At 65.7% G+C, this 21935-nt stretch carries 20 protein-coding genes; 10 read left to right on the top strand and 10 right to left on the bottom strand.

The window, feature by feature from the left end; translation table 11 throughout:
- Positions 1 to 276 precede the first annotated feature (276 nt).
- The gene (locus HK353_RS04325) at positions 277 to 1521 is read right to left on the bottom strand and encodes an MFS transporter (protein WP_245395795.1); all 1245 of its coding nucleotides are present in this window, start codon (positions 1519 to 1521) and stop codon (positions 277 to 279) included.
- Between HK353_RS04325 and HK353_RS17270 the strand changes: the two genes are divergently transcribed.
- Together HK353_RS17270 and dxs are read left to right on the top strand one after the other, a co-directional pair.
- A complete protein-coding gene (locus HK353_RS17270) occupies positions 1481 to 1603 on the top strand; it encodes a hypothetical protein (protein WP_264801886.1) in 123 nt (40 codons plus the stop codon). The genes HK353_RS04325 and HK353_RS17270 overlap by 41 nt on opposite strands.
- A gap of 675 nt (positions 1604 to 2278) precedes the next feature.
- Positions 2279 to 4219 carry a 1-deoxy-D-xylulose-5-phosphate synthase gene (gene dxs, locus HK353_RS04320; RefSeq protein ID WP_173152860.1) on the top strand — a complete coding sequence of 647 codons (1941 nt, stop codon included), beginning with the start codon at positions 2279 to 2281 and terminating at the stop codon, positions 4217 to 4219.
- A gap of 60 nt (positions 4220 to 4279) precedes the next feature.
- Here dxs and HK353_RS04315 read toward each other — a convergent pair whose 3' ends face one another.
- Complete coding sequence (locus HK353_RS04315; protein WP_245395766.1) at positions 4280 to 5431, bottom strand: HRDC domain-containing protein; 1152 nt, start codon at positions 5429 to 5431, stop codon at positions 4280 to 4282.
- 17 nt (positions 5432 to 5448) lie between these two features.
- On the bottom strand, positions 5449 to 6063 hold the full coding sequence (locus HK353_RS04310) for a DUF3000 domain-containing protein (protein ID WP_173152837.1): 615 nt from the start codon (positions 6061 to 6063) through the stop codon (positions 5449 to 5451).
- A gap of 168 nt (positions 6064 to 6231) precedes the next feature.
- Here HK353_RS04310 and hemE point away from each other — a divergent pair, with 168 nt between their 5' ends.
- Genes hemE through hemQ form a run of 3 tightly spaced genes read left to right on the top strand, consistent with a single transcriptional unit; the run spans position 6232 to position 9431 of the window.
- The gene (gene hemE, locus HK353_RS04305; protein ID WP_173152834.1) at positions 6232 to 7278 is read left to right on the top strand and encodes a uroporphyrinogen decarboxylase; all 1047 of its coding nucleotides are present in this window, start codon (positions 6232 to 6234) and stop codon (positions 7276 to 7278) included.
- Positions 7279 to 7282: 4 nt separating this feature from the next.
- Positions 7283 to 8698 (top strand): protoporphyrinogen oxidase, encoded by a 1416-nt coding sequence (gene hemG, locus HK353_RS04300; protein ID WP_173152831.1) that lies wholly within the window; start codon positions 7283 to 7285, stop codon positions 8696 to 8698.
- Between the two features lie 22 nt (positions 8699 to 8720).
- Positions 8721 to 9431: a hydrogen peroxide-dependent heme synthase gene (gene hemQ, locus HK353_RS04295; protein ID WP_173152828.1), complete on the top strand. Its 711-nt coding sequence runs from the start codon at positions 8721 to 8723 to the stop codon at positions 9429 to 9431.
- 144 nt (positions 9432 to 9575) lie between these two features.
- On the opposite strand, the gene HK353_RS04290 is transcribed toward hemQ, so the two are convergent.
- Positions 9576 to 9863 (bottom strand): hypothetical protein, encoded by a 288-nt coding sequence (locus HK353_RS04290; RefSeq protein WP_245395765.1) that lies wholly within the window; start codon positions 9861 to 9863, stop codon positions 9576 to 9578.
- 143 nt (positions 9864 to 10006) lie between these two features.
- Here HK353_RS04290 and HK353_RS04285 point away from each other — a divergent pair, with 143 nt between their 5' ends.
- The gene (locus HK353_RS04285; RefSeq protein ID WP_173152825.1) at positions 10007 to 10483 is read left to right on the top strand and encodes a MarR family winged helix-turn-helix transcriptional regulator; all 477 of its coding nucleotides are present in this window, start codon (positions 10007 to 10009) and stop codon (positions 10481 to 10483) included.
- A gap of 4 nt (positions 10484 to 10487) precedes the next feature.
- Here HK353_RS04285 and HK353_RS04280 read toward each other — a convergent pair whose 3' ends face one another.
- Both HK353_RS04280 and msrB read right to left on the bottom strand, forming a co-directional pair.
- Positions 10488 to 11021 carry a GNAT family N-acetyltransferase gene (locus tag HK353_RS04280; RefSeq protein ID WP_342589813.1) on the bottom strand — a complete coding sequence of 178 codons (534 nt, stop codon included), beginning with the start codon at positions 11019 to 11021 and terminating at the stop codon, positions 10488 to 10490.
- A gap of 1 nt (position 11022) precedes the next feature.
- Positions 11023 to 11472: a peptide-methionine (R)-S-oxide reductase MsrB gene (gene msrB / locus HK353_RS04275; RefSeq protein ID WP_173152822.1), complete on the bottom strand. Its 450-nt coding sequence runs from the start codon at positions 11470 to 11472 to the stop codon at positions 11023 to 11025.
- 156 nt (positions 11473 to 11628) lie between these two features.
- Here msrB and HK353_RS04270 point away from each other — a divergent pair, with 156 nt between their 5' ends.
- Positions 11629 to 12828 (top strand): alpha/beta hydrolase family protein, encoded by a 1200-nt coding sequence (locus HK353_RS04270; RefSeq protein WP_173152820.1) that lies wholly within the window; start codon positions 11629 to 11631, stop codon positions 12826 to 12828.
- A gap of 10 nt (positions 12829 to 12838) precedes the next feature.
- Here the strand turns inward: HK353_RS04270 and HK353_RS04265 are convergent, their stop codons facing one another.
- Both HK353_RS04265 and HK353_RS04260 read right to left on the bottom strand, forming a co-directional pair.
- The gene (locus HK353_RS04265; protein WP_173152816.1) at positions 12839 to 15544 is read right to left on the bottom strand and encodes a penicillin acylase family protein; all 2706 of its coding nucleotides are present in this window, start codon (positions 15542 to 15544) and stop codon (positions 12839 to 12841) included.
- 34 nt (positions 15545 to 15578) lie between these two features.
- The gene (locus HK353_RS04260; RefSeq protein WP_342589812.1) at positions 15579 to 16268 is read right to left on the bottom strand and encodes a DUF817 domain-containing protein; all 690 of its coding nucleotides are present in this window, start codon (positions 16266 to 16268) and stop codon (positions 15579 to 15581) included.
- Positions 16269 to 16448: 180 nt separating this feature from the next.
- Between HK353_RS04260 and HK353_RS04255 the strand changes: the two genes are divergently transcribed.
- Together HK353_RS04255 and HK353_RS04250 are read left to right on the top strand one after the other, a co-directional pair.
- Complete coding sequence (locus tag HK353_RS04255) at positions 16449 to 18188, top strand: N-acetylmuramoyl-L-alanine amidase (RefSeq protein WP_173152813.1); 1740 nt, start codon at positions 16449 to 16451, stop codon at positions 18186 to 18188.
- Between the two features lie 74 nt (positions 18189 to 18262).
- The gene (locus HK353_RS04250) at positions 18263 to 18937 is read left to right on the top strand and encodes an NAD(P)-dependent oxidoreductase (protein WP_173152810.1); all 675 of its coding nucleotides are present in this window, start codon (positions 18263 to 18265) and stop codon (positions 18935 to 18937) included.
- 10 nt (positions 18938 to 18947) lie between these two features.
- Here the strand turns inward: HK353_RS04250 and HK353_RS04245 are convergent, their stop codons facing one another.
- Together HK353_RS04245 and HK353_RS04240 are read right to left on the bottom strand one after the other, a co-directional pair.
- Positions 18948 to 19523 carry a hypothetical protein gene (locus HK353_RS04245; RefSeq protein WP_173152807.1) on the bottom strand — a complete coding sequence of 192 codons (576 nt, stop codon included), beginning with the start codon at positions 19521 to 19523 and terminating at the stop codon, positions 18948 to 18950.
- A gap of 31 nt (positions 19524 to 19554) precedes the next feature.
- Complete coding sequence (locus HK353_RS04240) at positions 19555 to 20397, bottom strand: L,D-transpeptidase family protein (RefSeq protein ID WP_173152804.1); 843 nt, start codon at positions 20395 to 20397, stop codon at positions 19555 to 19557.
- 60 nt (positions 20398 to 20457) lie between these two features.
- Between HK353_RS04240 and HK353_RS04235 the strand changes: the two genes are divergently transcribed.
- Complete coding sequence (locus HK353_RS04235; protein ID WP_173152802.1) at positions 20458 to 21762, top strand: DUF6636 domain-containing protein; 1305 nt, start codon at positions 20458 to 20460, stop codon at positions 21760 to 21762.
- The last annotated feature ends 173 nt before the right edge of the window (positions 21763 to 21935 follow it).

The following is a 21935-nucleotide window of genomic DNA, read 5'->3' as shown; positions in this document are numbered from 1 at the left end:
GTTGCGCGGACAAGACGTATGCGTCGTTCGGGAGAAACGATCCAATGCCCCCGACGCGGCGCATCGGAGCAGGCAGTGCAGCACGCGCCGCGCCGTCGGTAAGTGTCGGACAGTGTCGATGGTGGTTCTGAGCGTGGTCATCGTGTCTCCTTCGGCGTGGTTCGGCGGCCTCGTCGCGGGGCGGTTCTGCCGTCTTCTCGGTGTACCTATGGCGGGTGTCGGCGTTCGTGTCCGGCGGACTCATCCGTCCGCCGGACACGAAGGGTCGAGGATGCGTCACGACTCCTGAGCGGGTTCCTTCTCGGCGTCGTCGTGGGCCTGCCCGGTGGGGCGGATATGGCGCAGGCCGACGGCGGCGATGATCGCGGCGACGGCAGCGATGACGGCGGAGGTGATCCCGGCGGCCTTGAGTCCGCTGGTGAAGGCCTGTTGGGCCGCGGTCGTCAGTGCCTCTCCGATGTCACCCGGCAGCTGCCCGGCGGCGTCGATGGCCCCGTCGATTCCGGTCTCAGCCGCGGCCGCGGCCTCCGGTGGCAGCCCATCGGGCAGGGAGCCGGAGATCTGGCTGCGGTAGGCGGCGATCCCGATGCTGCCGATGACCGCGACGCCGAGGGAGATCCCGAGGTCATTGACGGTCGTCGCGAGCCCGGAGGCACCGCCGGCCTTCTCCGGTGGGACCGAGCTTACGACCAGGTCCGTGGTCAGCGCCATGGACGGCGCGACCCCGGGGTAGGTGACGACGAAGCTCGCGATCACCAGCGCGAGGCCGGTGCCGGCGTCGAGCTGGGTGAACAGGATGTAGCCGACGACCTGGGTGAGTAGTCCGACGGCGATCACGTTGCCCGGCCGGAACCTTCGGGCGAGCATCGGCGAGAGGGTCGAGACGACGATGAGGACTGCCGCGGCGGGCAGGATTGACAGCCCGGCCTGCATGGGCGAGAGCCCCTGGACCTGCTGCAGGTACTGGGTGAACAGCGAGTACACCCCACCCAGCGCCGCGGCCGAGAGGAGGAACACCGCAAGTGCTCCGCTGACGGTGCGGTTGGCGAACAGCCGCACGTCAAGCAGGGGCTGGGTCGCGCGCAGCTGCCGGATCACGAACCACAACCCGACCAGTGCTCCGGCGATCAGCAGGCCGATCGACGGACCGGCCGGCTCCTGGGTGGCGAAGCGCTTGACGCCGTAGATGATGGCCAGCAGCGAGGCGACCAGGAGCAGTGCGCTGAGCAGATCGATCTTCGCGGTCGGATCCTTGTGCTCAGGCAGCAGCAGCGGCGCGCCGATGGCCACCAACGCCATCACGGGCACCGCGACCAGGAACGTCGCCTGCCAGCCGAAGACTTCCAGCAGCAGTCCGGACAGCAGTGGTCCGAGGGCGACGCCGGCGGAGATCCCGCCGGCCCACACGCCGATCGCGACGCCTCGCGCCTTCGGGTCGGCGAAGAGCACGAAGATCAGTCCCAGCGTGGACGGGAGCATCATGGCTCCTCCCACGCCGAGGACGGCGCGCCAGGCGATCATCAGCTCGGGACTGGTCGTCAACGCCGCAGCGATGGACACCGACGGAAGCAGCATCGACGCCGGACCGCTGAATTGGCGGTGACAGGGGCTATCGAAGCATGTCTCAGTACGTTCTGCGTCAGCTCGCAGAAGCCTGATCGCAGGAGACGACGCCTGAGCGGCGACTTCGCCGCACCAGGTTGCGCTATGAGTCTCCGACTCGCGGTAGTCGGTTCGGGCTGAGGCGCTGAACCGGGACACTTCGAAGGCCGGTGGGATTCTTCCCACCGGCCTTCGTCGTGCCCGGACGCGTGTGACGATGCCGTTGATCGAGCATCCCTCACCGTTCGTGTCACGTCCTCCATGCAGTTCGGCATCCGTCACCGTTCGTGACAGATCGCCTCGTTGCAGCGGTGCGCTGTGCGGCGAAGGGTGAGGGACGGTCGCTGTCGTGCGGGATTGTCAGGGAGCGTGAGCGCGTCCGCGGGAATCCGTGCGCTGGTGGTCGGCCGCCTCGGCGTGGGTGGGGGTGGGCGCGAATGCGACCATCACTCATCGGCAGTCACTGAACACCGTGCTGCAACGGGGTGGTGTGCCACGAACGGTGAGGGGTGCGTTCGCAATGGTGTGAATTGCCGGCGCCGAGGCGGTGCGACGGGAAGACTGAGGGGTACTGCAGCGCGGAGATATGCCGCGAAAGGTGAGGGACGCATCGGTGAGAGATAGGATGGGGCGCATGGAATCTGTCCGCCAACGATGTCGTCAGAACTGAGGCCGCATGACCTTTCTCGAATCCCTCGGCTCGCCTGCCGATCTGCGTCGACTCGACGCATCGGAATGCGAAGTGCTGGCCAAAGAGATCCGTGACTACCTCATCACGACCGTGTCCGGCACAGGCGGACATCTGGGCCCCAACCTCGGCGTCGTCGAACTGACGATGGGCCTCCACCGCATCTTCGACTCGCCACGCGACACGATCATCTTCGACGTCGGCCACCAGACGTATGTGCACAAACTGCTCACCGGCCGCCGCGAGGAGTTCTCCACCCTCCGACAGCGCGACGGCCTCTCCGGCTACCCGAACAGGTCCGAGAGCGAGCACGACGTCGTCGAGAACTCCCACGCCTCGGCCTCCCTGTCCTGGGCCGACGGCATCGCCAAGGCCCGCCAGCTCACCGGTGAGCGAGACCGCCACGTCGTCGCCGTCATCGGCGACGGAGCCCTGACCGGGGGAATGGCCTGGGAAGCGCTCAACACCATCGCCGCCGACACCTCCACCCCGCCGAGGCGGCTGGTCATCGTCGTCAATGACAACGGCCGCTCCTACGCCCCGACCGTCGGCGGATTCGCCGCCCACCTCGACGAACTGCGCACCACCTCGAGCTACGAGAAGCTCCTGAGCTGGGGCAAAGAGACTCTGCGCCAATCCGGTCGCCCCGGTCGCGCCGCCTACAGCGCCATCCACGGCGTCAAACGCGGACTCAAGGACATGGTCAGCCCGCCCGAGACCGGAATGTTCGACGAACTCGGCATCAAATACCTGGGCCCGGTCGACGGACACGATCTGCCCTCGGTTGAAAAAGCCCTGCAGCTGGCCAAACAGTTCGACGGCGGCCCCATCATCGTCCATATGATCACGCAGAAGGGCCACGGATTCGACCCGGCCGTCAACGATGACGCCGACCAGTTCCACTCCGTCGGCGTCATCGACCCCGTCACCGGGAGATCGACGCCCTCGAAATCCACGTCATGGACCTCAGTCTTCGGCACCGAGATCTGCGAACTCGCCGAAGAGCGCGAGGACATCGTCGCCATCACCGCGGCCATGCTCCTGCCCGTGGGATTGGCGAAATTCGCCGAGGAATTCCCACACCGCGTCTTCGACGTCGGCATCGCCGAACAGCACGCTGTCGCCTCCGCCGCCGGTCTGTCCTATGGCGGACTCCACCCGGTCGTGTGCATCTACTCCACGTTCCTCTCCCGCGCCTTCGACCAAGTGCTCATGGACGTCGCCCTCCACCGCCAGGGCGTGACCTTCGTGCTCGACCGCGCCGGAATCACCGGCCCCGACGGAGCCAGCCACCATGGAATCTGGGACATCGCGATGCTGCGCGTCGTCCCCGGACTGCGCCTGGCCGCACCCCGCGATGCCGCCCGACTGACCGAAGAGCTCCGCGAAGCCGTGACCGTCGAAGACGCCCCGACCGTGGTGAGATTTCCCCGCGGCGGCGTCGGTGCCGACATCCCGGCGCTGAGGCGGCTCGACGACGGCGTCGACATCCTCCGTGAGGGACCGGCCGGGTCCGAATCCCATGTGCTCATCGTCTCCGTGGGACCCTTCGCCAGGTTGGCCGGTGACGTCGCCGACCGCCTGGCCGAACACGGACTGAACGCGACGATCATCGATCCCAGATGGGTGCTGCCCGTACCCGAATCCGTCATCGACCTCGCCGCCGACCACAGTCTGGTTGCCGTCATCGAAGACGGAGTGAAGATCGGCGGTGTGGGTTCACAGGTCCGCTCCGACCTGCGCGAAGCCGATTCGCGGATCGGGGTGCTCGAACTCGGCGTGCCTGATGAGTTCCTGCCGCAGGGGACACGTGAAGAGATCCTCGCCGAGGTGGGCCTCGACGTCGACACGATCCTGTCCGAAATCCTCAAGGCCCTGCCCGCCGAGGTGGCCGATCGAGCCGATCAGAGTTCCCGCCGCGCGGTGTGAGTTCGGGCTCACAGGGGCGACGGAGGACAGAAGTTCGACCCTTGGGACTTGAGCGTGAGTTCAGGCCTGGGGGAGTCCGGCCAAGGCCTTCTGCAGCTCGGGAGCACTGAGCTCGACCTGCCAGGGCCGTGCCCCCGCCTCGGCGAGGTAATCCTCGACATCGACGTTCGACTCCGCAGCCAGGGACTTCACGATTGCCGGCTGGAGGAGCACATCATGGGGGATCGTCAGCTCGTCGGAGAGCTCCGACATTGCGGCCTTGAGCGCCGCCACCCGCTCCTTGAGCTCCGCCGGGTTGAACGCGCTGCGCTTCGACCGTCCGCGTTCGAACCGTCCCGGCAGCTCTTCGGCACCCAACCGGGAGGCCTTGCGGTAGGCACGGAAGAGCCGGGCCGCCTCGGCGCGAGAGAGCCGGCGCCACTGCGCCAGGATGTCATCGCTGGACTTCACACCGGACTGGGCGAGGGCGACGAGCTCACGATCGCGCAGGATCTTCGTGGGAGCCAGATCGGCTTCACGGGCCATGGAATCCCGCGCCTGCCAGAGCTCGCGGACTCGGGCGATGTCGCGGCGGGACCTGATCTTCGAGAGTCCATGCGTGCGTCGCCACGGCTCATCGAAATGCTTCGGGGTGAAGTCGAGCAGGTGCGCGAACTCCTGCTGCGCAAATTCCCACCGGTCCAAGTCGAGAAGCTGCTGGTGGAGGATATCGCGGATCGGCAGGAGCACCTCGACGTCGAGGGCGGCATAGTTCAGCCACTCCTTCGGCAGCGGACGCGTCGACCAGTCGGCGGCCGAATGCTCCTTAGCCAGTCGCACCCCCAGGGTGCGTTCGGCGACTGCGGCCAGACCGAACTTCTCCCACCCGAGCAGCCTGGCGGCCAGCTCGGTGTCGAACAGAGCGGCCGGGCGCATTCCGCGCTCCTGCAGGCACGGCAGGTCCTGCGTCACCGAATGGATGACCCACTCGTCGGAGCCGAGAGCCGGGTTGAGGTCGCTGAGGTCACCGAGCGTCTCGGAATCGAGGAGGAAGGTGCCCGCACCTTCACGTCGCAGCTGGACGAGGAAGGCGCGCTGCCCGTATCTGATGCCGGAAGCACGTTCGGCGTCGATGGCGATCGGACCCTGGGCGGCGGCCAGACTGGCGATCGAGGTGGAGAGGTCCTCTGGTGTGTCGACGACGTCGGGGATGCCGTTCGCGGGTGTTTCCAAAAGCGGTAGTTCAGTTGTCATCGACGGCGCCCGGGCAGGGCTGTGACTCCTTCAGGAAGTGGTGGCAGTCCGGCGACTGTGCTGAGCAGATCGATCCAGGCCTCGAAGTGATTGCCGATCAGATCCGGCTCGTCAATCACGGGTGTCCACGAGGCGCGCAGCTCCAAGTCTATCGTGGCCGGGCGATCGGCCAAGGTGCCGAAGCTCTCGGACAGCACCCGTGTGGTCGTCCCGCCGGCGGCGAGCACCTGGCAGTCGTTGGCATCGAGGGCATCCTCGAGCCAGCTCCATGCCACATGCCCGAGCATCGTCTCGTTGCCGAGTTCGTGTTCGAGTTCGGCGCGGATATAGGAGACGACCCGGAACGAGCCTTCCCACTCCTCGGGTGCGGCGGGATCGAAGAGGACGACGATACGGCCGGTGGCGAGTTCGTCGATGGCCTCGCCGCTGGCCCGCAGAAACGTCTCATCGGCGCTGACCTCGGCCCCGAGCGCATAGGAGTAGGGCGCCAGACGGGCCGGGGCGGGAATCTCGGAAATCGACACGTTGTTCGTGCTGCGCGCCTGACGCAGCACCGACGTCACGGCGGAGAACTCCGCCGGAATGCGATTGAGAGGTGAGGTGTTGACCACAATTGCCACGATAGATCAGCCGTGCGGACAGAGGAATCATCCACGCCGAGGCGGCCCCGGACAATCCGTCGGATCGTGTCCTCGGCCGGATGCTGAGACGGCAAGACGGCCCGTCTTGAAACCGACGACGAGTGGGCATGAGCGATCGAAGAATGGGAAGATGGCCCCATGACATCACCCCTGTTGGCTGCCCTGCGTTCGGAGCCGGTTTCGCACACTCCCGTCTGGTTCATGCGGCAGGCCGGCCGCTCCCTGCCTGAGTACCGCAAGCTGCGCGAAGGCACTCAGATGCTCGATGCCTGCCGCGACCCCGAGATGGTCTCCGAGATCACCCTCCAGCCGGTCCGCCGCCACGGCGTCGACGCGGCCATCTTCTTCTCCGATATCGTCGTCCCGCTCCAGGCCGCCGGAGTCGAGGTGGAGATCGTTCCCGGCGTCGGCCCGGTCATCGCCTCCCCGGTGCGCTCCCGCGCCGATATCGACGCCCTGCCCGAACTCGACGCCGCCGACATCCCGGACATCGCCGAATCGATCCAGCGGGTGACCGCCGAACTCGGCGAGGCCACCCCGCTCATCGGCTTCGCCGGTGCTCCGTTCACCCTGGCCAGCTACCTCATCGAAGGCGGGCCGAGTAAGAACCACGAGAAGACGAAGTCGCTCATGGTCTCCGACCCCGAGGCGTTCTCGGCCCTGCTGAGCAAGCTTGCGACGATGTCGGCGACCTTCATCGACGTGCAGCTGAACGCCGGTGCCAAGGCCTTCCAGCTCTTCGACTCCTGGGCCGGCTACCTCGCTCGGGAGGACTACGAGAACCACGTCCTCGAACACTCCACCGCAGTCTTCGACGCATTGTCCGGACACGACGTGCCCAGCATCCACTTCGGCGTGCAGACCGGTGAGCTGCTCGGCTCCATGGCACAGGCCGGATCGACGACCGTCGGCGTCGACTTCCGCGTCGACCTCGCCGATGCCGCCACTCGCGTCAATCCCGGTCAGGCACTCCAGGGCAACCTGGACCCGGCCCTGCTCTTCGCCCCGTGGGAGGCGCTGTCGGCCCGCGTCGAGGCGATCGTGCGCAAGGGACTCGAACTCGACCGCGGATTCGTCTTCAACCTCGGCCACGGCGTCCTGCCCGACACCGACCCCGAGGTGCCCGGACGCGTCGTCGACCTCGTGCACCGCGTCTCGGCCGAGATCCTCGGCAGCCGCGGCTGATCGAATGTCTCAGATCACCGTCGTCGGAGGAGGGATCTCCGGCCTCGTCGCCGCCTATCGTCTCTCCGCCGACCACCGAGTGACCGTGCTGGAATCAGGCGACCTCCTCGGCGGCTGTCTGAAAGCGACCACGCTCGATGGCGGCGTGCCCGTGGGCATCGACTCAGGAGCCGAAGCGAGCCTCAACCGACGTCCGGAGACCAAGATCCTGGCCGCCGAACTCGGCCTCGCCTCGGTGTTCCCCTCGACCCGGCACAGTTCGCAGGTGCTCAGTCGAGGAAGCCTGCACGCGATTCCCAAACGGACGATCATGGGGGTGCCCGCCGAAGCGGCCGAGGTCGAATCCCTCATCGGCACCGAGGCGGCCGCTCGCTTGGCGGCCGAACGGATCACCCCGCCGATCGAGGGTGATGACGTCTCGCTGGGGGACTTCCTGTCCGAGCGCCTCGGCGGCGCCATCGTCGACGAACTCGTTGATCCGCTGCTCGGCGGCGTCTACGCCGGTCGCTGCCGGGACCTGTCCCTGGCCGAAACGGTGCCCGCGCTGCTGCCCGCTGCGATCGAGGGCACCTCGGTGCTCGACCTCGTCGCACGGCTCCTCGCCGCCCGCGATGCCCAGACCGCGTCGACAGGGAACCCGGAACCGGTGTTCATGAGCTTCGAAGGCGGAATCAACCGCCTCATCCCGGCCCTGCACGAGGCGATCGTGCTGGACGGCGGGACGGTCCGCCTCGGCGCCGGTGTCACCGGGATCGACCGCGACGGCGAAAGGTGGATCGTCCGCGGTGAGGGGGACGACATCGAATCCGATGGGCTCGTTCTCGCCACGCCCGCGCATGTGACTGCCGGGCTGCTGAGGTCGGTGGCCCCGGAATCGGCGAGCCGCCTCGGCGAGATTCCCTATGCCTCCACCGCCTTGGTCGCCGCCCTCGTCGACCTCGGGGGAGTCGAACTGAAGGGTTCGGGGTTCCTCGTCCCCGCGACCGAGGGCACGTTCATCAAGGCCTCGACTTTCGTGTCGAACAAATGGCCGTGGACGGCCGACCATATCCCCGCGGGGACGGCCCTGGTGCGGATGAGCATCGGACGCTTCGGCGACGGACCCGAGGTCTGGAGCAGGTTCTCCGATGAGGAGATCGTCGAACGTGCCTTCGCCGATTGGCAGACGATCACCTCCCGTCCGGAGTCGCAGCTGCTGGGCTCGGTAGTGCAGCGCTGGAACTCCGCGCTGCCGCAATACCTGCCCGGCCACGCCGGACGCATCGCCGCCATCGACGCAGAGATCGCGTCGCTGCCCGGCCTCGAACTCGCCGGATCCGCCTATGGGGGAGTCGGCATTCCCGCCTGCATCGCCCGCGCGGACGCCGCGGCCCGGAGACTGAACCGACGCGCAGACGACCACCGTGACACTTCAGAATGAAGAGAAGACAGAAGGAGCAGATATGAGCGAATTCACTCAGCCCACCGACGCCCAGATCGAGGAAGCGAACGAGCAGACGCGGTATATCGCCTACTCCGTCTTCGCCTCTGCCGGAGAACTCGGCGATGCCGACCGGAGAGAACTCGCCGATGAGCTGCATGCGGCTCTCGGGCCCCTGAAGCAACGTGGTCTGATCGTGCGCGGAATCTACGACGTCTCCGCCCTGCGCGCCGATGCCGACGTCATGTTCTGGTACCACGCCCCCGAGATCGAAGTCGTCCAAGCCGCGTACTCGGCGATCCGCCGCAGCCTGGTAGGCGGAGTGCTCGAACCAGTGTGGTCCGTCGTCGGAATCCACCGCCCTGCGGAGTTCAACAAGGCGCACCTGCCCGCTCTGCTGACCGATCCCGAACCCGGCGATTACATCTGCGTGTACCCGTTCGTGCGGTCCTACGACTGGTACCTCCTCGACCCCGCCGAACGAGCGAAGATGCTGCGCGACCACGGTATGGCCGCCGCCGGGTACAAGGACATCAAGGCGAACACGATCGCCTCCTTCGCCCTCGGCGACTACGAATGGCTGCTGGCCTTCGAAGCCGCCGAGCTCCATCGCATCGTCGACCTGATGCGCGATCTGCGCAACACCGAGGCGCGCCTGCACGTGCGCGAAGAGGTACCGTTCTACACCGGACCGCGTCGCGAACTCGTCGACATCATCTCCGACTGGCGCTGACCGAACGTCATTGACCCGGCCGGGACTGCGGCAGAGAGCAGGTCGCCCGGCCGGGACGGAGGCAGCGAGAACGAGACAGCGAGAAAGGGCCGCCGCACCGATTCGGTGCGGCGGCCCTGCGCATGGTCGGGGAGCGGCCGGCGGCTACCGGCTGCCCTTCTTCACCACATAGGAATGGCCGTTTGCGTCGGTGCGCATCTCCAGCCCCATGGCATCGAGCTGCTGGTGCCGCAGCGTCTCGTCCTCGAAGTATCCGCCCGGGCGAGTGTTGTCGACCTGCGCCGGTCCGACGATCTTGCGGAAGAAGTTGTTGAGCCAGCCCACTCCGCGCTGGGACTCCGGGTGCTGGTTCGTCTTCCGTGCCGAATTCTTCTGCTTCTTGTCGAGCTTCCGGTTCGAACCATCGGGGGAAGGCTGCGAGGCGGACGACATAGCGAGGATCCTATCGACGAGGTGCCGCTTGGGCGAGGATTGGGCAGGTTTCACCCTTAGTGTACACTAACCATTAGTGCACTAAGTAATCTGCGAAGAGTATGTACGCCCTGATTGCCGACACGGAGGATCGACGACACACGATGCTGGAATCCGAAGCTTCGACGGAGCCGCTGGACAACCCGCTGGCGCTGGAAAGTCAGATCTGCTTCGCTCTGGCGGTGGCGTCCCGCGGGGTGATCGGCGCGTATCGCTCCGTGCTCGAACCCATCAGTCTGACGCATCCGCAGTATCTGGTCATGCTTGCGCTGTGGCAGCACGAGAAGCTGCCGATGCGCGAGATCGCTCGACTGCTGCGACTCGAACCCGCGACTGTGTCCCCGTTGGTCAAACGCCTCGAAGCGCTGGACTATGTGACGAAGACGCGCAGCGACAGCGATGAGCGGATTGTCGAGGTCACCCTCACCGACACCGGCCGTGAACTGCGCAAGACCGCCGAGGCGATTCCCGGAACGATGATGGCCAAGCTCGGCATGGACGTCGACGGAGTGCGTGAACTGCACGCTGTGATGCAGAAGATCATCGCCTCCGTCGACGCCTCCGTCGAGGCCGAGGGCTGATCGGTCAGCCTGCCGGGCGCTCCATGGGGGTGTGCTCGATCCCGTCCTCATCGAAGCGCGGACCGTTCGGGGCGAAGCCGAGGGACGAGTACAGACCTTCGAGGTGTGACTGCGCGTTGAGCGTCAGCGGGGAAGCCGACCAGGCGTGGACGATGTCGCTGAGCAGTCGGCGGCCCCACCCCTGCCCGCGGGCATCGGGGTGGGTGGCAACGCGACTGATGCTGCGCGCTCCCGGCCTGGCTGCCGGACCGTCGGGCACCTCCGCCGGCAGCAGACGGGCATAGGCCCATGGCGAGAGGTCGCGTCCGTGCTCGGCGCCGTGAGTGTCCGACATCGCCGTGGCCGGTCGCGGGTAGAAGAAGTGCAGGGTCTCCGGCAGTGAGTCCACCCCGTCGGGGTCGAGGAACACGCACTCCTGTTCGACGACGAAGACCCGGGAGCGCAGCTGCACAATTCCGTAGAGCTCCCTGGGCCGGAGCTCGTCGAAGGTCTTCACGACGAGCTGGGTCGCCCCGGTGCTCCGAGCGTCCGTCGCCACCTCAGCTGTCCGCAGCGTCGGTGTTGAGCTTCAACGAGATCGAGTTGATGCAGTAGCGCTGATCGGTGGGAGTGCCGTAGCCCTCGCCCGAGAAGACGTGGCCCATATGCGAGTCGCAGTTCGCGCAGCGGACCTCGACGCGTTCCATGCCCATCGAGGTGTCGCGGATGTAGCGGACCCGGTCCTCGGCCAGAGGCGCATAGAACGACGGCCATCCGCAGTGCGAGGCGAACTTCGTATCGGAGGGGAACAGGTCGGCTCCGCAGGCCCGACACTGGTACATCCCGGCTGCCGTCTCGTCGTTGTACTCGCCAGTGAAGGGACGTTCGGTCGCGCCCTGGCGCAACACCGCGAACTCCTCGGGAGAGAGCACGTCCTGCCAACGGATCTCCTCAGCCGCGGCCTCCTCGTTCGTCGAAGTTCCAGCGTTGATATCTGATGACTGAGTCATCGTGACCTCCGGTCTCTGTCAGTGACGGTGATTGCGACGAGGAGGAGAAGATCTCCGCCCCTGGTGAGCGCAACAGCGAGTGACACTCGCTCATTCCGCACAACAGCGTTTGGTGCCTGATCATTCCGTAGGCAACAATGAACACAGGAGGTTTTCATGGTCCGCGACACGAAGTTCCCCGCCCGCCTGCTCGCTGCCGGTATCGGCGTCGGCGCCGGACTCGGTGCCCTGATCTCTGTGGCGTCATCGGGTCTGGCCGCCTACTTCGCCCGCAAGATCATCGTTCCGGAGAACGCCCCGGAAGAACTCGACATCCTGCACATCGACGGTTTCCCGCCGAATATGCGCATTCAGCTGCCCGCCGACGAGGAGACCACGGTGCCCGGCACCTATGGTCTCTACTTCAACCAGGGTTCGGGACATGCCGTCGTCGGCGACATCGTCGAGTACGATCCGCGCTCGCGCACGGTCTCCCGAGAGATCCTGTCCGTCACCCGCGGCGATATCCGACGGGCCTGGCGGGGACGGTGGACCGGAGTCGTCTATCCCGATCCGATCGCTGCCGGAGTGAATTTCGACGACATCGAGATCCGCTCCGACGCCGGGGACCTGCCCGCGTGGCTGCTGCCGACCGACCATCCGAAACCGCACGACACCTGGGCGATCCTCATCCACGGTCGAGCCAGCACCCGCGCCGAGGGACTGCGTGCCGCCCCCGTGCTCAACACCCTCGGGGTGCCCTCGATCGCGATGTCCTACCGCAACGACGCCGAGGTTCGGGTGGAGACCACATCTCGCTACGGGCTCGGCGACACCGAATGGATCGACGTCGACGCCGCCATCGACTTCGCGGTCGAACACGGAGCGAAGAACGTCGTGCTCTTCGGCTGGTCGATGGGCGGAGCCATCGCCCTGCAGGCGGCCTCCCGCGGACGCAACCGCAGGTTCGTCACCTCGCTGGTCCTCGACGGACCCGTCGTCGACTGGGTGAACGTCCTCGACGGGCAGGCGAAGAAGAACATGCTGCCGACACCTATCGCCAAACTCACGCTCGAGATGATCACGCAGCCATGGGCACGGCCGATCACCGGACTGGAGACCCCGCTCGATCTCGATCGCATGGATTGGGTGACCCGTGCCGCCGAACTCGATGTGCCGGTTCTGCTCATCCACTCCGATGACGACGAATTCGTTCCCTCCGGCCCCTCTCACGCGCTGGCAGGGGTCAGACGGGATCTGGTCACCATGCCCTCATACGGCAAGGCCCATCACACGAAGGAATGGAACATCGACCCGGTGCGCTGGGAAGACGATGTCGCGAACTTCCTCGAAGCCAAGATCCTGCCCAAGGACTGAAACCCCGTCCTCACGGTTCGAGAGTGAGTGTGTCCTCCGCCGCCGCAGCCACGGCTTTCTTCGAGTACGGCCACGGTCGATTGACGTTGGCGGCCCAATCGTTCGTCTGATCGTCGTAATGCGGGTGGAAGGCATGCCCCGACGCGCCCGTGAGGTTGATCCAGTTCGAGGCGTCGAAGTTCGACAGATCGACCGTCTGACGCATCGACGGCACCCAGTTCGTCTCATACCCGACCGAGGCATCCCACCCGGTGGCATGGACGACGCCCGAACCGCCGGAGACTTCATAAGGGCCGCGGTTGAACAGCTTCTCCACCGGTGTGATCCCGGATTCGCCGAGGCTGGCGTTGCGGATCGTCAGGCGGTGCAGGATTCCCCACCGCCACGTCACGGGCTCCGGTCCCAGCAGGTCCTCCGTCTCCGCCCACGCCGTCTTCATGGCCTTGCGCAGAGCCTGGTCCCGACCTTCGACGCCCTTGCTCGACCACCACTGGGAATCCGGGTCTTCGAGCAGTTCCGAGAGCACGAGGTACCACCGTGAACCGCCGGCGGGGGACACCCCGTCGGGCAGCTTCGAGCTGATCGTCTGCTCGAGCAGCGTCTTCGTGAGCACATTGAAGTAGGCGGCACCCGCGCTGTTTGCGGAGTCGAAGCCGTTCCAGCTCTTCAGCAGCTTCTTCGCCTCGAGGATGTCCTCGTCACCATGGGAGTGGATCTTCACCGCTTCGGGTACGAGCTTCGCGGCGAACGGATTCTGGTCGTCGTTCTGGATCTCCGCCATGTCCATCGGCCGCAGCTTCCGGCCCTCGTCGACCGCGTCCTTGATGCGTTTCGTGATGCGGCGGGCGCGATCCCCGTAGTCGAAGTCCTCACCCAGCTGCACTGTCTCACCGGGGGCGGCGACCGGGTTGTTCGCGGTGACGATCCATCCGCGTTCGGGGTTGTACAGGCTGGGCAGATCCTCGAAGTCGACCCAGCCCTGCCAATCCTCGTCGGACTTCCATCCGCGGCGGGGCACGGTGCCGTCGGCCTTGCCTCGGCGTGGGATCATCCCGGGGGCCTGATAGCCGATGTTCCCGGCGACATCGGCGTAGACGAGGTTCTGGGAGGGCACGTCGAACAGGGACGCCGCGTGCCGGAATTCCTGCCAGTTCGTGGCCTTGTTGATGGCGAACACCGCCGAGGCGGTCGTGCCCGGACGCAGAGCCGTCCAATCGAGGGCGAGACCGTAGTGCTCCTCGGCCGGCCCCGATTTCGGGTCCTGCGAATCCGCCCCGGTCGTCGCATCGAGCGCTTTGCGATACGTGCCGTCGAGCTTCGACACGAGTGGGCCGTTGCGGGTGGAGCGGATGGTGATCTCGCGAGGGTCCTCGCCCGCGACCTCGATCGTCTCCTTGCGCACCTGCAGCGGTTCGTCGCCGTCGTCGTGGATGACCTTTCCGTCGCGGATCTTCTCCACGACGAGGTCGGTGACATCTGCGCCGAGGTTCGTCAATCCCCAGGCGATCGACTGGTTGTGGCCGATGACGACTCCCGGCAGTCCGGAGAAGGAGAAACCGGTGACGTCGAAGGGGCACTCGTCGGTGACCTTCTTGCATCGCAGTCCCACCTGGTACCAGACCGAGGGCATCGCCGGGGCGAGGTGCGGGTCATTGGACAGCAGCGGTCGACCGGTGTTCGTGTGCTCCCCGGAGATCACCCACGAGTTCGACCCGATATCGTCGCTGTTCTGTCCCAGCATCGGCGGCAGCGATGTGAGCGTATTCCGCAGTTCGAGGAGATCATCGGTGGGGACGGCCGCCTCGGTGTCGGTGTTCCCGGTTCGGGGTGCCTCGGTGACGGTGCCTCCGGCCTGTGCCTCATCGTCCTCCCGTGCACGGTCATCGACTCGCGGCTTCTGCTCGACGTCGTCGCCGCTGCGGTTTTTCGGTGCCTTGTCGCCGGCTCTGCCGCCGAGGATCGTCGGACGGGTGGCATACGGGTAATCCGGATAGAGATCGCTCATCTGCTCGTCGGTGAGCTCCGAGCTGAGGATCGACCGGTCGATCTCGTCTTCGAGGTTCGATCGCAGATCCCATGCCATGGCCTTGAGCCAGGCGACGCTGTCGACCGGGGTCCATTTCTCGACCTCGGTGCTGCCGGTCTCGAGGCCGAGGACGGCGTATTCGAGGGACAGCTCGGTGGGGGACTTGTCCTTGAGGTAGGCGTTGACGCCGTCCGCGTAGGCCTCGTAGTAGCCCAGACTCGTCTTGTCGAGCTTCTTCACCTCCTGCTCGGCGACTTTCCGCCAGCCGAGTGTGCGGATGAAGGTGTCGGTGCCCAGCTGGGATTTGCCGAAGAGTTCGGAGAGTCGTCCCGAGGTGACGTGTCGGCGGAAGTCCATCTCCCAGAACCGGTCCTGAGCGTGGACGAATCCCTGAGCCAGGAACAGGTCATGGGCGGATTCGGCCTCGATGGTGGGAACACCCGATTCGTCACGGTGGACGGTGACCGGCGCGTCGAGGCCGGGCAGTGAGATCTCGCCGTCGGTGGTCGGGAAGGAGCGGCGGACGAGGAACAGTCCGACGAGGGCGAGGATGAGAGCGAAGACGAGGACTCCGGCGATGATGCGCAGCAGCACACGAGCGCTGACAGACAGGTTGGATCCGCTGGTTGGGCGGAGCACCTCGAGCAATGCGCTCGATTCCTTCTCATTCTGCGCATCGGGTGCCGCCATGAGTCTCCTTCGGCCGTCCTGGAAGTTTCGGTTCTCAGCAAGTATAGGTGTCAGGAGGCTCGGGTCTGTGGACCTCAGGCGGCCTGGGTCTGTGGACGAAGGTCACGAGGACTACGGAGATCATCATGAGCAGGAACCAGGCCACCAGCTTCGTCAGCGGCACCAGGTGCCAGCCGTCGTCCTGACTCGGATACAGCCAGGCACCGGCCGCGGTCCCGATGTTCTCGGCCACCCAGATGAAGAGGGCGACGAGGAGGAAGGCCAGCAGCACGGGCATCGTCAGTGTCCTGCGATGGATATGGAAGTACATGCGGCAGGGGAAGAAGAGGATGACGGTGGCCAGGACGAGGAGCAGTCGGAGGTCGACGATGAAGTGGTGGGTGAAGAAGTTGAGGTAGATGGCGGCGGCGATGATCGCGGTCAGCCACCTCGGCGGGTAATGGCTGAACCGCAAGTCGAAGAGACGGTATACGCGGACGGTATAGGAGCCGACGGCGGCGTACATGAACCCGGTGAACAGCGGCACGGCGCCGATGTGGAGTACCCCGCCGGGGGCGTAGTTCCATGAACCCACGGCGGTCTTGAAGATCTCCATTCCGGTGCCGACGATGTGGAAGACGATGATGACGATGAGCTCGCGGCCGGTCTCGAGTCGAGCGACGAGCATGCCGATCTGGATGAGCACGGCGAGGATGACGAGGAAGAAGCCTGTCGGCGAAGGCATCGAGGACAGCCTCGAGGCGCGTGAGTTCGCGGCGATCAGCCATCTGCTGAAGTACCGACTTCCGAAAATCTGAGAATAACCTTAAGATAATCCTGCGGTCACACTGGGTGCCCGTAATTCGGCCCCATCCAGTGAGAAGAACGCTCACTTGGTCATGGATGACCTCAAGGATCATAACTGATGAAACCGTTGCCATTCCTCGCCTCGGCACTCACCGGAATTCTCCTCACTGCGACCCTATCGGGACCGGCGCTCGCCGCCACACCGGAAACACACACGAACACGCCCGGCGCTTCTGCCGCCGACGGCACTTCCTCCGACGGCACTCCCTCCGAGAGGACCGTCGATGCCCAGACTGATGAGGTCACGACTCTGCCAGTCGATTCCTCCGACGTCACGATCATCGGTGCCACGTGGGAAGGAGATGATCCCGAACTCGAAATCCGCACTCGTGACGGCAACGGCTGGTCGGCGTGGGAGAGCCTGCCGACCGATGACGAGGGAGGCCCCGACGCCGTTTCCGCAGAGGCCGCTCAGATCCCCGCTGCCTCACACCAGTCGCAGTCCGTTGCCCTTCCGGTGCTCGATTCGGACACTGTCGAGGTGCGCGCCGCAGACAAGCAGGCTGATACCGATGATCTGCAGATCACTCAGGTGTCGACTGCAGTCACCGAGGCTGACGCACAGGTCGCGAAGTCCGCTGGGGGAGTGACCACGCATTCGGCCACGGGACCGGCAGTCGACGCTCAGATCTCGGCCAAGGATCTGCGGGCTAAGATCGTCACCCGCAAACAGTGGGGTGCCGATGAGAAGCTCGTCCGCTGCGCCACGGACAAGACGTCGTCGGCCAAGGGCGTGTTCATCCACCACACAGCGGGTTCGAACTCGTACTCGAAAGCACAGGCACCGGCGATCATCCGCGGTTACCTCGCCTTCCACACGCAGAACCGCGGGTGGTGCGACCTCGGATACAACTTCCTCGTCGACAAATACGGCACCATGTACGAGGGCCGTGCCGGCAGCCTGGACAAGGCAGTGACCGGAGCTCACGCCTCCGGGTTCAATTCATGGACCATCGGCATCAGCGTGCTCGGCACCTATTCGTCGGCGGCTCCGAGTTCGGCAGCACAGACCTCGGTCAAGCGCCTCGTCGCATGGAAAGCAGGGCAGTACGGGTTCAACCCCACCGGGAAGATGACCTTGACCTCCGGTGGGGGCGGCACGAGCAAGTACGCCCTCGGGAAGAAGGTCAGCCTCAACGTCGTCGCCGGACACCGGGACACGAGCTACACCGAATGCCCGGGACTCGCGTTCTACAACAAGCTCGGCAGCATCCGCTCGGGAGCCAAAGCACTGGTGCCTGAGCTGACCCCGCCACCGACGAAGACGCCCACCAAGAGTCCGACACCGAAGCCGAAGACGTACCCGACGAAGGGCGCAATCGGTTCGTACTATCAGAAGAACGCGGGAAAGACCGGCAAACCGGTCGGCTCGGAGAAGAACCTGAAGAACCCGAACGGTGCCTACCAGCCGTTCGCCAAGGGCACCGTCTATTGGTCGAAATCGACCGGTGCGCACTTCCTCACCAAGGGCCAGATCCGTGACGCCTACAAGCGAGTGAAGTATGAGAAAGGCGTCCTCGGGTTCCCCAGCAGCGATAAGCAGACCTTCAAATACCGGAAGAGCGCTCGATACCAGAGATTCCACTCCGGAATGATCACCTGGTCGCCGCAGACAGGCAGCGATGTCATCTACGGCGGCTTCCTCACGAAGTGGAAGAAGTTGGGCTATGAACGAAGCAAGCTCGGTCTGCCCACCGCTGACCGGACTGTGAAGAGCGGCGTCAAACGCCAGAACTTCGAACGCGGCTATATGACCTATACGAAGAAGACCGGACTCAAGGTCTATATCCGCAAATAACACTGTCCGCCGCAGAGGCGGACGGGTGCCGAGGAGGGAGGACGCTGAATACGCAGGGGACATAGACTCGCTTCATGCACATCCTCCTCTTCGGCGCCTCCGGCCACGTCGGCACCGGGCTCGCCCAGCAGCTCAGTTCGCAGCACTCAGTCACCGGCATCGTCCGCCGCGCTCCGGACACGGAGACGGCGTACGAGCCGGTGACTGTGCCGAACTGGGTGGACGAGCCGGAGGCGGTCACCTCGGCGCTCGCCTCCAGAGACCTGCCGCCGGTCGATGCTGTCATCGCCGCCATCGGCGGGTGGTACATCGACGAACCGGTGCTCGACCGAGGTCTGGAGAAGTTCGATGCGGACTATGACTCCTACCTGCGCGGGCACTTCACGGCCTGTGCGCTCTCGCAGTCCCTGGCCACCGACCGGGCGAGTGGGGTCCGCGGATTCGTCCACCTGGCACTCAACGGCGTCGCCAGCGTCGAAGCGCTGGCCGGGTCCGGGGCGATCAGCGTCTTCGGCGCCGCACAGAAGATGCTCATCGAAGTCGCCGCGGCGGAATCGACGAGCGTGGCCTTCCGCGAGCTGCGGATCATGGCTCCCATTGGCGGTGATGATCGCAATGATCTGTCCGGGGGAGTCGAAACCGTCCATCTCACCGAGGTGGCCGACGGGATCACCGCGCTCCTTGACTCGCCCGATCGCTTCGAGGTGAGCACCGAGATCCACGCGAACGCTGGGACCTCTGCCGGCTGACTGCTTCGACTCAGGCGCGGGTGTAGCGGAGGAAGATCTGGTCGTCCTCGGTGCGCACATCGACCAGGCGCAGAGCGATCTCGGCCTCGAGCCCGGAGAAGTGGCTGCCGGGGGTGCGGATATAGCGCGGACTCACGCTCAGATGCAGTTCCGCACCCGGATAGTGCTCGAGCAGCCGGAACGCGAGATTCGGACCCGACTCGCACAGCAGCACCGTCTCATCGGAGGGCCGCGATTCGGGGGACGGTGCCGTCGGCAGTAAGGCAGCCACCTCGGTGATCGTGTCTGCTGTGAAGTGCTGGGCACGATAGTCGAGGCCGCGGGCGTCGAGCTCGCTCTGCAGGGCCGTCGGATCGGACTCGGTGAGCACATGCACGGGGGTGTGCTCCAGCGTTTTGCCTGCGGCGTTGATGACGGGCAGCTGCGGATTCAGCGCGGTGCGCCGGTCGACGATGATCGCGTTCGCGCTGCGTCGCAGGGCGAGGAAGCGCCGGAAGTCGGCGTCCGTGGACACCCCGGTCGACCAGCCGTTCTCGGCGAAGGATCCGTTGATCGATTGGACAAGGGAGATGATGAGACGGCGCACGGGTTCCTGCTCTTCTGCTTCTCAGGCGCTGCTATTTCTTGACTTCGGGTGCCGGCCCCATGGCGATGCGCGGGTGAGCGTCGGGATCGATCGTGCGCATGATCCACTTGAGGTCCGCCTCGTCGAGGGTGACGCAGCCGTTCGTGCCGGAATCGTGGTCGAGGTGCAGCCAGATTCCGCCGCCTTTGTCCCAGCCCATCGGTCGGGTCTTGTCCGTCGGGGGAGTGCCGGGTCTGCGGTTGTAGTCGATGGCGATGATGTAGTCGAAGACCGATTCGTAGTCCGCCCCATAGGCCACCGTCGCCGAGGATGGCAGACGATTGTCCTGGGTGTACGGCAGGTCGGTGCCCGGGTTCGCCTTGAAACCGCCCGCGTCGCTGAGCGTGAACACTCCGATCGGGGTGGTCTTGTCGCCCTCGCGGCGATCCTTCAGCCATCCTTCGGAGCCGTTGTGGGTGTCGAAGGTCTTGAGCTTCTTCCACTTCTTGTCCGCGAATTCATAGAAGCTTAAGGTCGACTTCTCCGAAGCGGCTGTCGGCGAGGTCGCGACGAGGACCTGCGAGGTCTCTGCCGGGATCTGGTCAGCGAACTCCTTCGCCAGACCGGGGACAGGGACGGGATGGACCGGGCCGGTCGCCTCGGTGCCGGACTGATCGGACGTCGTCGATGCGGAGTCGGCGCCGGTGGGGGAATCCTGGGCCGGGGCTGCGAAATCACCGAAACCCGTCTGCTGTGCCGGAGCGGCGAAACCGGCGGATTCGGCCGCCGAGGAATCGTCCGTGCCGTCGTCGGCCTCGGCCCCGCAGGCGGTCACCAGCAGAGCGCAGGCGAGAAGCGCGGGCACTCCCGCGCGCCGGAGGACTCCATCGGACATGAGGCCATCATCTCACGAAGCATGAGAACTCGCCGGTAGCGACTATGCGAAAATGACACCATGAGCATTCCACCTGTGCCGAACCATCCTCCGCGCCCCGGGCGTCGGAAGCCGGCCGAGGAGTCTCCGGAGTCGATCACAACCCAGTTGTTCATCGGCGAGGATGAGTCCGCGGCCGCTGATGGCTCCACCCAAGCACTCACTCCCGCAGAACTGCAGAGGCTGCGGTCGATGGTCGAATCCGACGGCACCGATGCCACCGAGGTGCTCAGCCTCGAAGAGTTGCGCGGACTGGCCGCCGCCGATGGATATCAGACCGGAGGGCTGCCGGCCGCGCCGCGCAAGGTGAACTCCGATGATATTGCCGCTGCTGAGGCTCCCTCGGTGCCGAAGCAGTGGAACCCGCTGCCCGGCTCGCAGCCGGCGCCTGCGGACCCACACCGAGCCGAGCCGCATTCGCAGCAGCCCGAATCGCACCCGCATCGGGGAGATCCTCACCCGCACCAGGGGCAGTGGGGCGGAGAGTTCGGTGCCGCCGGTCAGGCCGCAGCATCTCAGCCGCAGGCCGCCGGACCGGTGCAGTCGCCGGCGGGACCCGATCACGCTCAGCCCGGCACCGGTCGCCCCGCGGGGCCCGGATACGAGCAGGCAGGCCCTGCTCCCGCCTATAGCGGTGCCTATGCCGCCGGATATGCGCCGGGTGGACCTGCCGGTCCCGGAGGAACAGGCGGGCCAGGACGGCCCGGCGGACCAGGAGGGCCGGGAGGCCTCGGCGGACCGGGGAATCCCGGCGGCCCGCACGACCCCTATGGTCGGCGAAGTGATACGAAGAAGGTCCCCGCGTGGCTGTGGGTGCTTGCTGCCATCGCGCTCATCCTTGCCCTCGGCATCGTCGGCTATATCGTCTGGGACTCCACCCAGGGTGACGACACCACCACCGTCGGACCCACGGACGAACCGTCGATCGGTCAGACCGATGATCCCGAGCCGTCCGATTCGGGCAGCTCGAAGGCTCCCGTCGCCGAAGAGACCTTCACATCTCCGTCGGGGAATATCGCCTGCACCATCGACTCCGAACGAGCACGCTGCGTGATCAAGGACTACGAGTACTCCCCACCGGAGAAGCCCGACGACTGCAAGCTCGACGACTGGGGCTCCATCGTCGTGGCGAACAAGGAAGGCTCAGGCTTCTCCTGCGTCGAGGCCCCCGAGAGCAACGGCCCGGCGCGCGTCCTCGGCTACGGGGATTCGATCTCCGCGGCGGGGATGACCTGCACCTCCAGCGAAGAGGGCATGACCTGCAAATCCGACGACACCGGAGTCGGATTCAACGTCCGCCGTGCCTCGGTCGACTTCCTCAAGTAGGAGCCGGGAGCCGCCTCGGCGATCTTAGGATGTGGACGGGATTCGGACGGACCGCGGAAGGGGGACTACGGTGATGGTGTGGCTCATAGGTTCCTCCTCCTTCCTTGCCGCGACGAGTCCTGAACGGACAGCACGCTCGTCGCGGAGTCCTCGTATGCTGGTCAAGCGCTGAG

Origin of the sequence: Brevibacterium permense (assembly GCF_013280495.1) — a bacterium.
GTDB lineage: Bacteria > Actinomycetota > Actinomycetes > Actinomycetales > Brevibacteriaceae > Brevibacterium > Brevibacterium permense.
The sequence above is the reverse complement of the archived record's forward strand: the minus strand, read 5'-3'. Positions and strand labels throughout refer to the sequence as shown.

Excerpts from the sequence above, each read along its gene's own strand:
- HK353_RS17270 (WP_264801886.1), top strand. The coding sequence starts at position 1,481 with ATGGCTCCTCCCACGCCGAGGACGGCGCGCCAGGCGATCATCAGCTCG.
- HK353_RS04325 (WP_245395795.1), bottom strand. The coding sequence starts at position 1,521 with ATGATCGCCTGGCGCGCCGTCCTCGGCGTGGGAGGAGCCATGATGCTC.
- dxs (WP_173152860.1), top strand. The coding sequence starts at position 2,279 with ATGACCTTTCTCGAATCCCTCGGCTCGCCTGCCGATCTGCGTCGACTC.
- hemE (WP_173152834.1), top strand. The coding sequence starts at position 6,232 with ATGACATCACCCCTGTTGGCTGCCCTGCGTTCGGAGCCGGTTTCGCAC.
- hemG (WP_173152831.1), top strand. The coding sequence starts at position 7,283 with ATGTCTCAGATCACCGTCGTCGGAGGAGGGATCTCCGGCCTCGTCGCC.
- hemQ (WP_173152828.1), top strand. The coding sequence starts at position 8,721 with ATGAGCGAATTCACTCAGCCCACCGACGCCCAGATCGAGGAAGCGAAC.
- HK353_RS04290 (WP_245395765.1), bottom strand. The coding sequence starts at position 9,863 with ATGTCGTCCGCCTCGCAGCCTTCCCCCGATGGTTCGAACCGGAAGCTC.
- HK353_RS04285 (WP_173152825.1), top strand. The coding sequence starts at position 10,007 with ATGCTGGAATCCGAAGCTTCGACGGAGCCGCTGGACAACCCGCTGGCG.
- msrB (WP_173152822.1), bottom strand. The coding sequence starts at position 11,472 with ATGACTCAGTCATCAGATATCAACGCTGGAACTTCGACGAACGAGGAG.
- HK353_RS04270 (WP_173152820.1), top strand. The coding sequence starts at position 11,629 with ATGGTCCGCGACACGAAGTTCCCCGCCCGCCTGCTCGCTGCCGGTATC.
- HK353_RS04265 (WP_173152816.1), bottom strand. The coding sequence starts at position 15,544 with ATGGCGGCACCCGATGCGCAGAATGAGAAGGAATCGAGCGCATTGCTC.
- HK353_RS04260 (WP_342589812.1), bottom strand. The coding sequence starts at position 16,268 with ATGCCTTCGCCGACAGGCTTCTTCCTCGTCATCCTCGCCGTGCTCATC.
- HK353_RS04255 (WP_173152813.1), top strand. The coding sequence starts at position 16,449 with ATGAAACCGTTGCCATTCCTCGCCTCGGCACTCACCGGAATTCTCCTC.
- HK353_RS04250 (WP_173152810.1), top strand. The coding sequence starts at position 18,263 with ATGCACATCCTCCTCTTCGGCGCCTCCGGCCACGTCGGCACCGGGCTC.
- HK353_RS04240 (WP_173152804.1), bottom strand. The coding sequence starts at position 20,397 with ATGTCCGATGGAGTCCTCCGGCGCGCGGGAGTGCCCGCGCTTCTCGCC.
- HK353_RS04235 (WP_173152802.1), top strand. The coding sequence starts at position 20,458 with ATGAGCATTCCACCTGTGCCGAACCATCCTCCGCGCCCCGGGCGTCGG.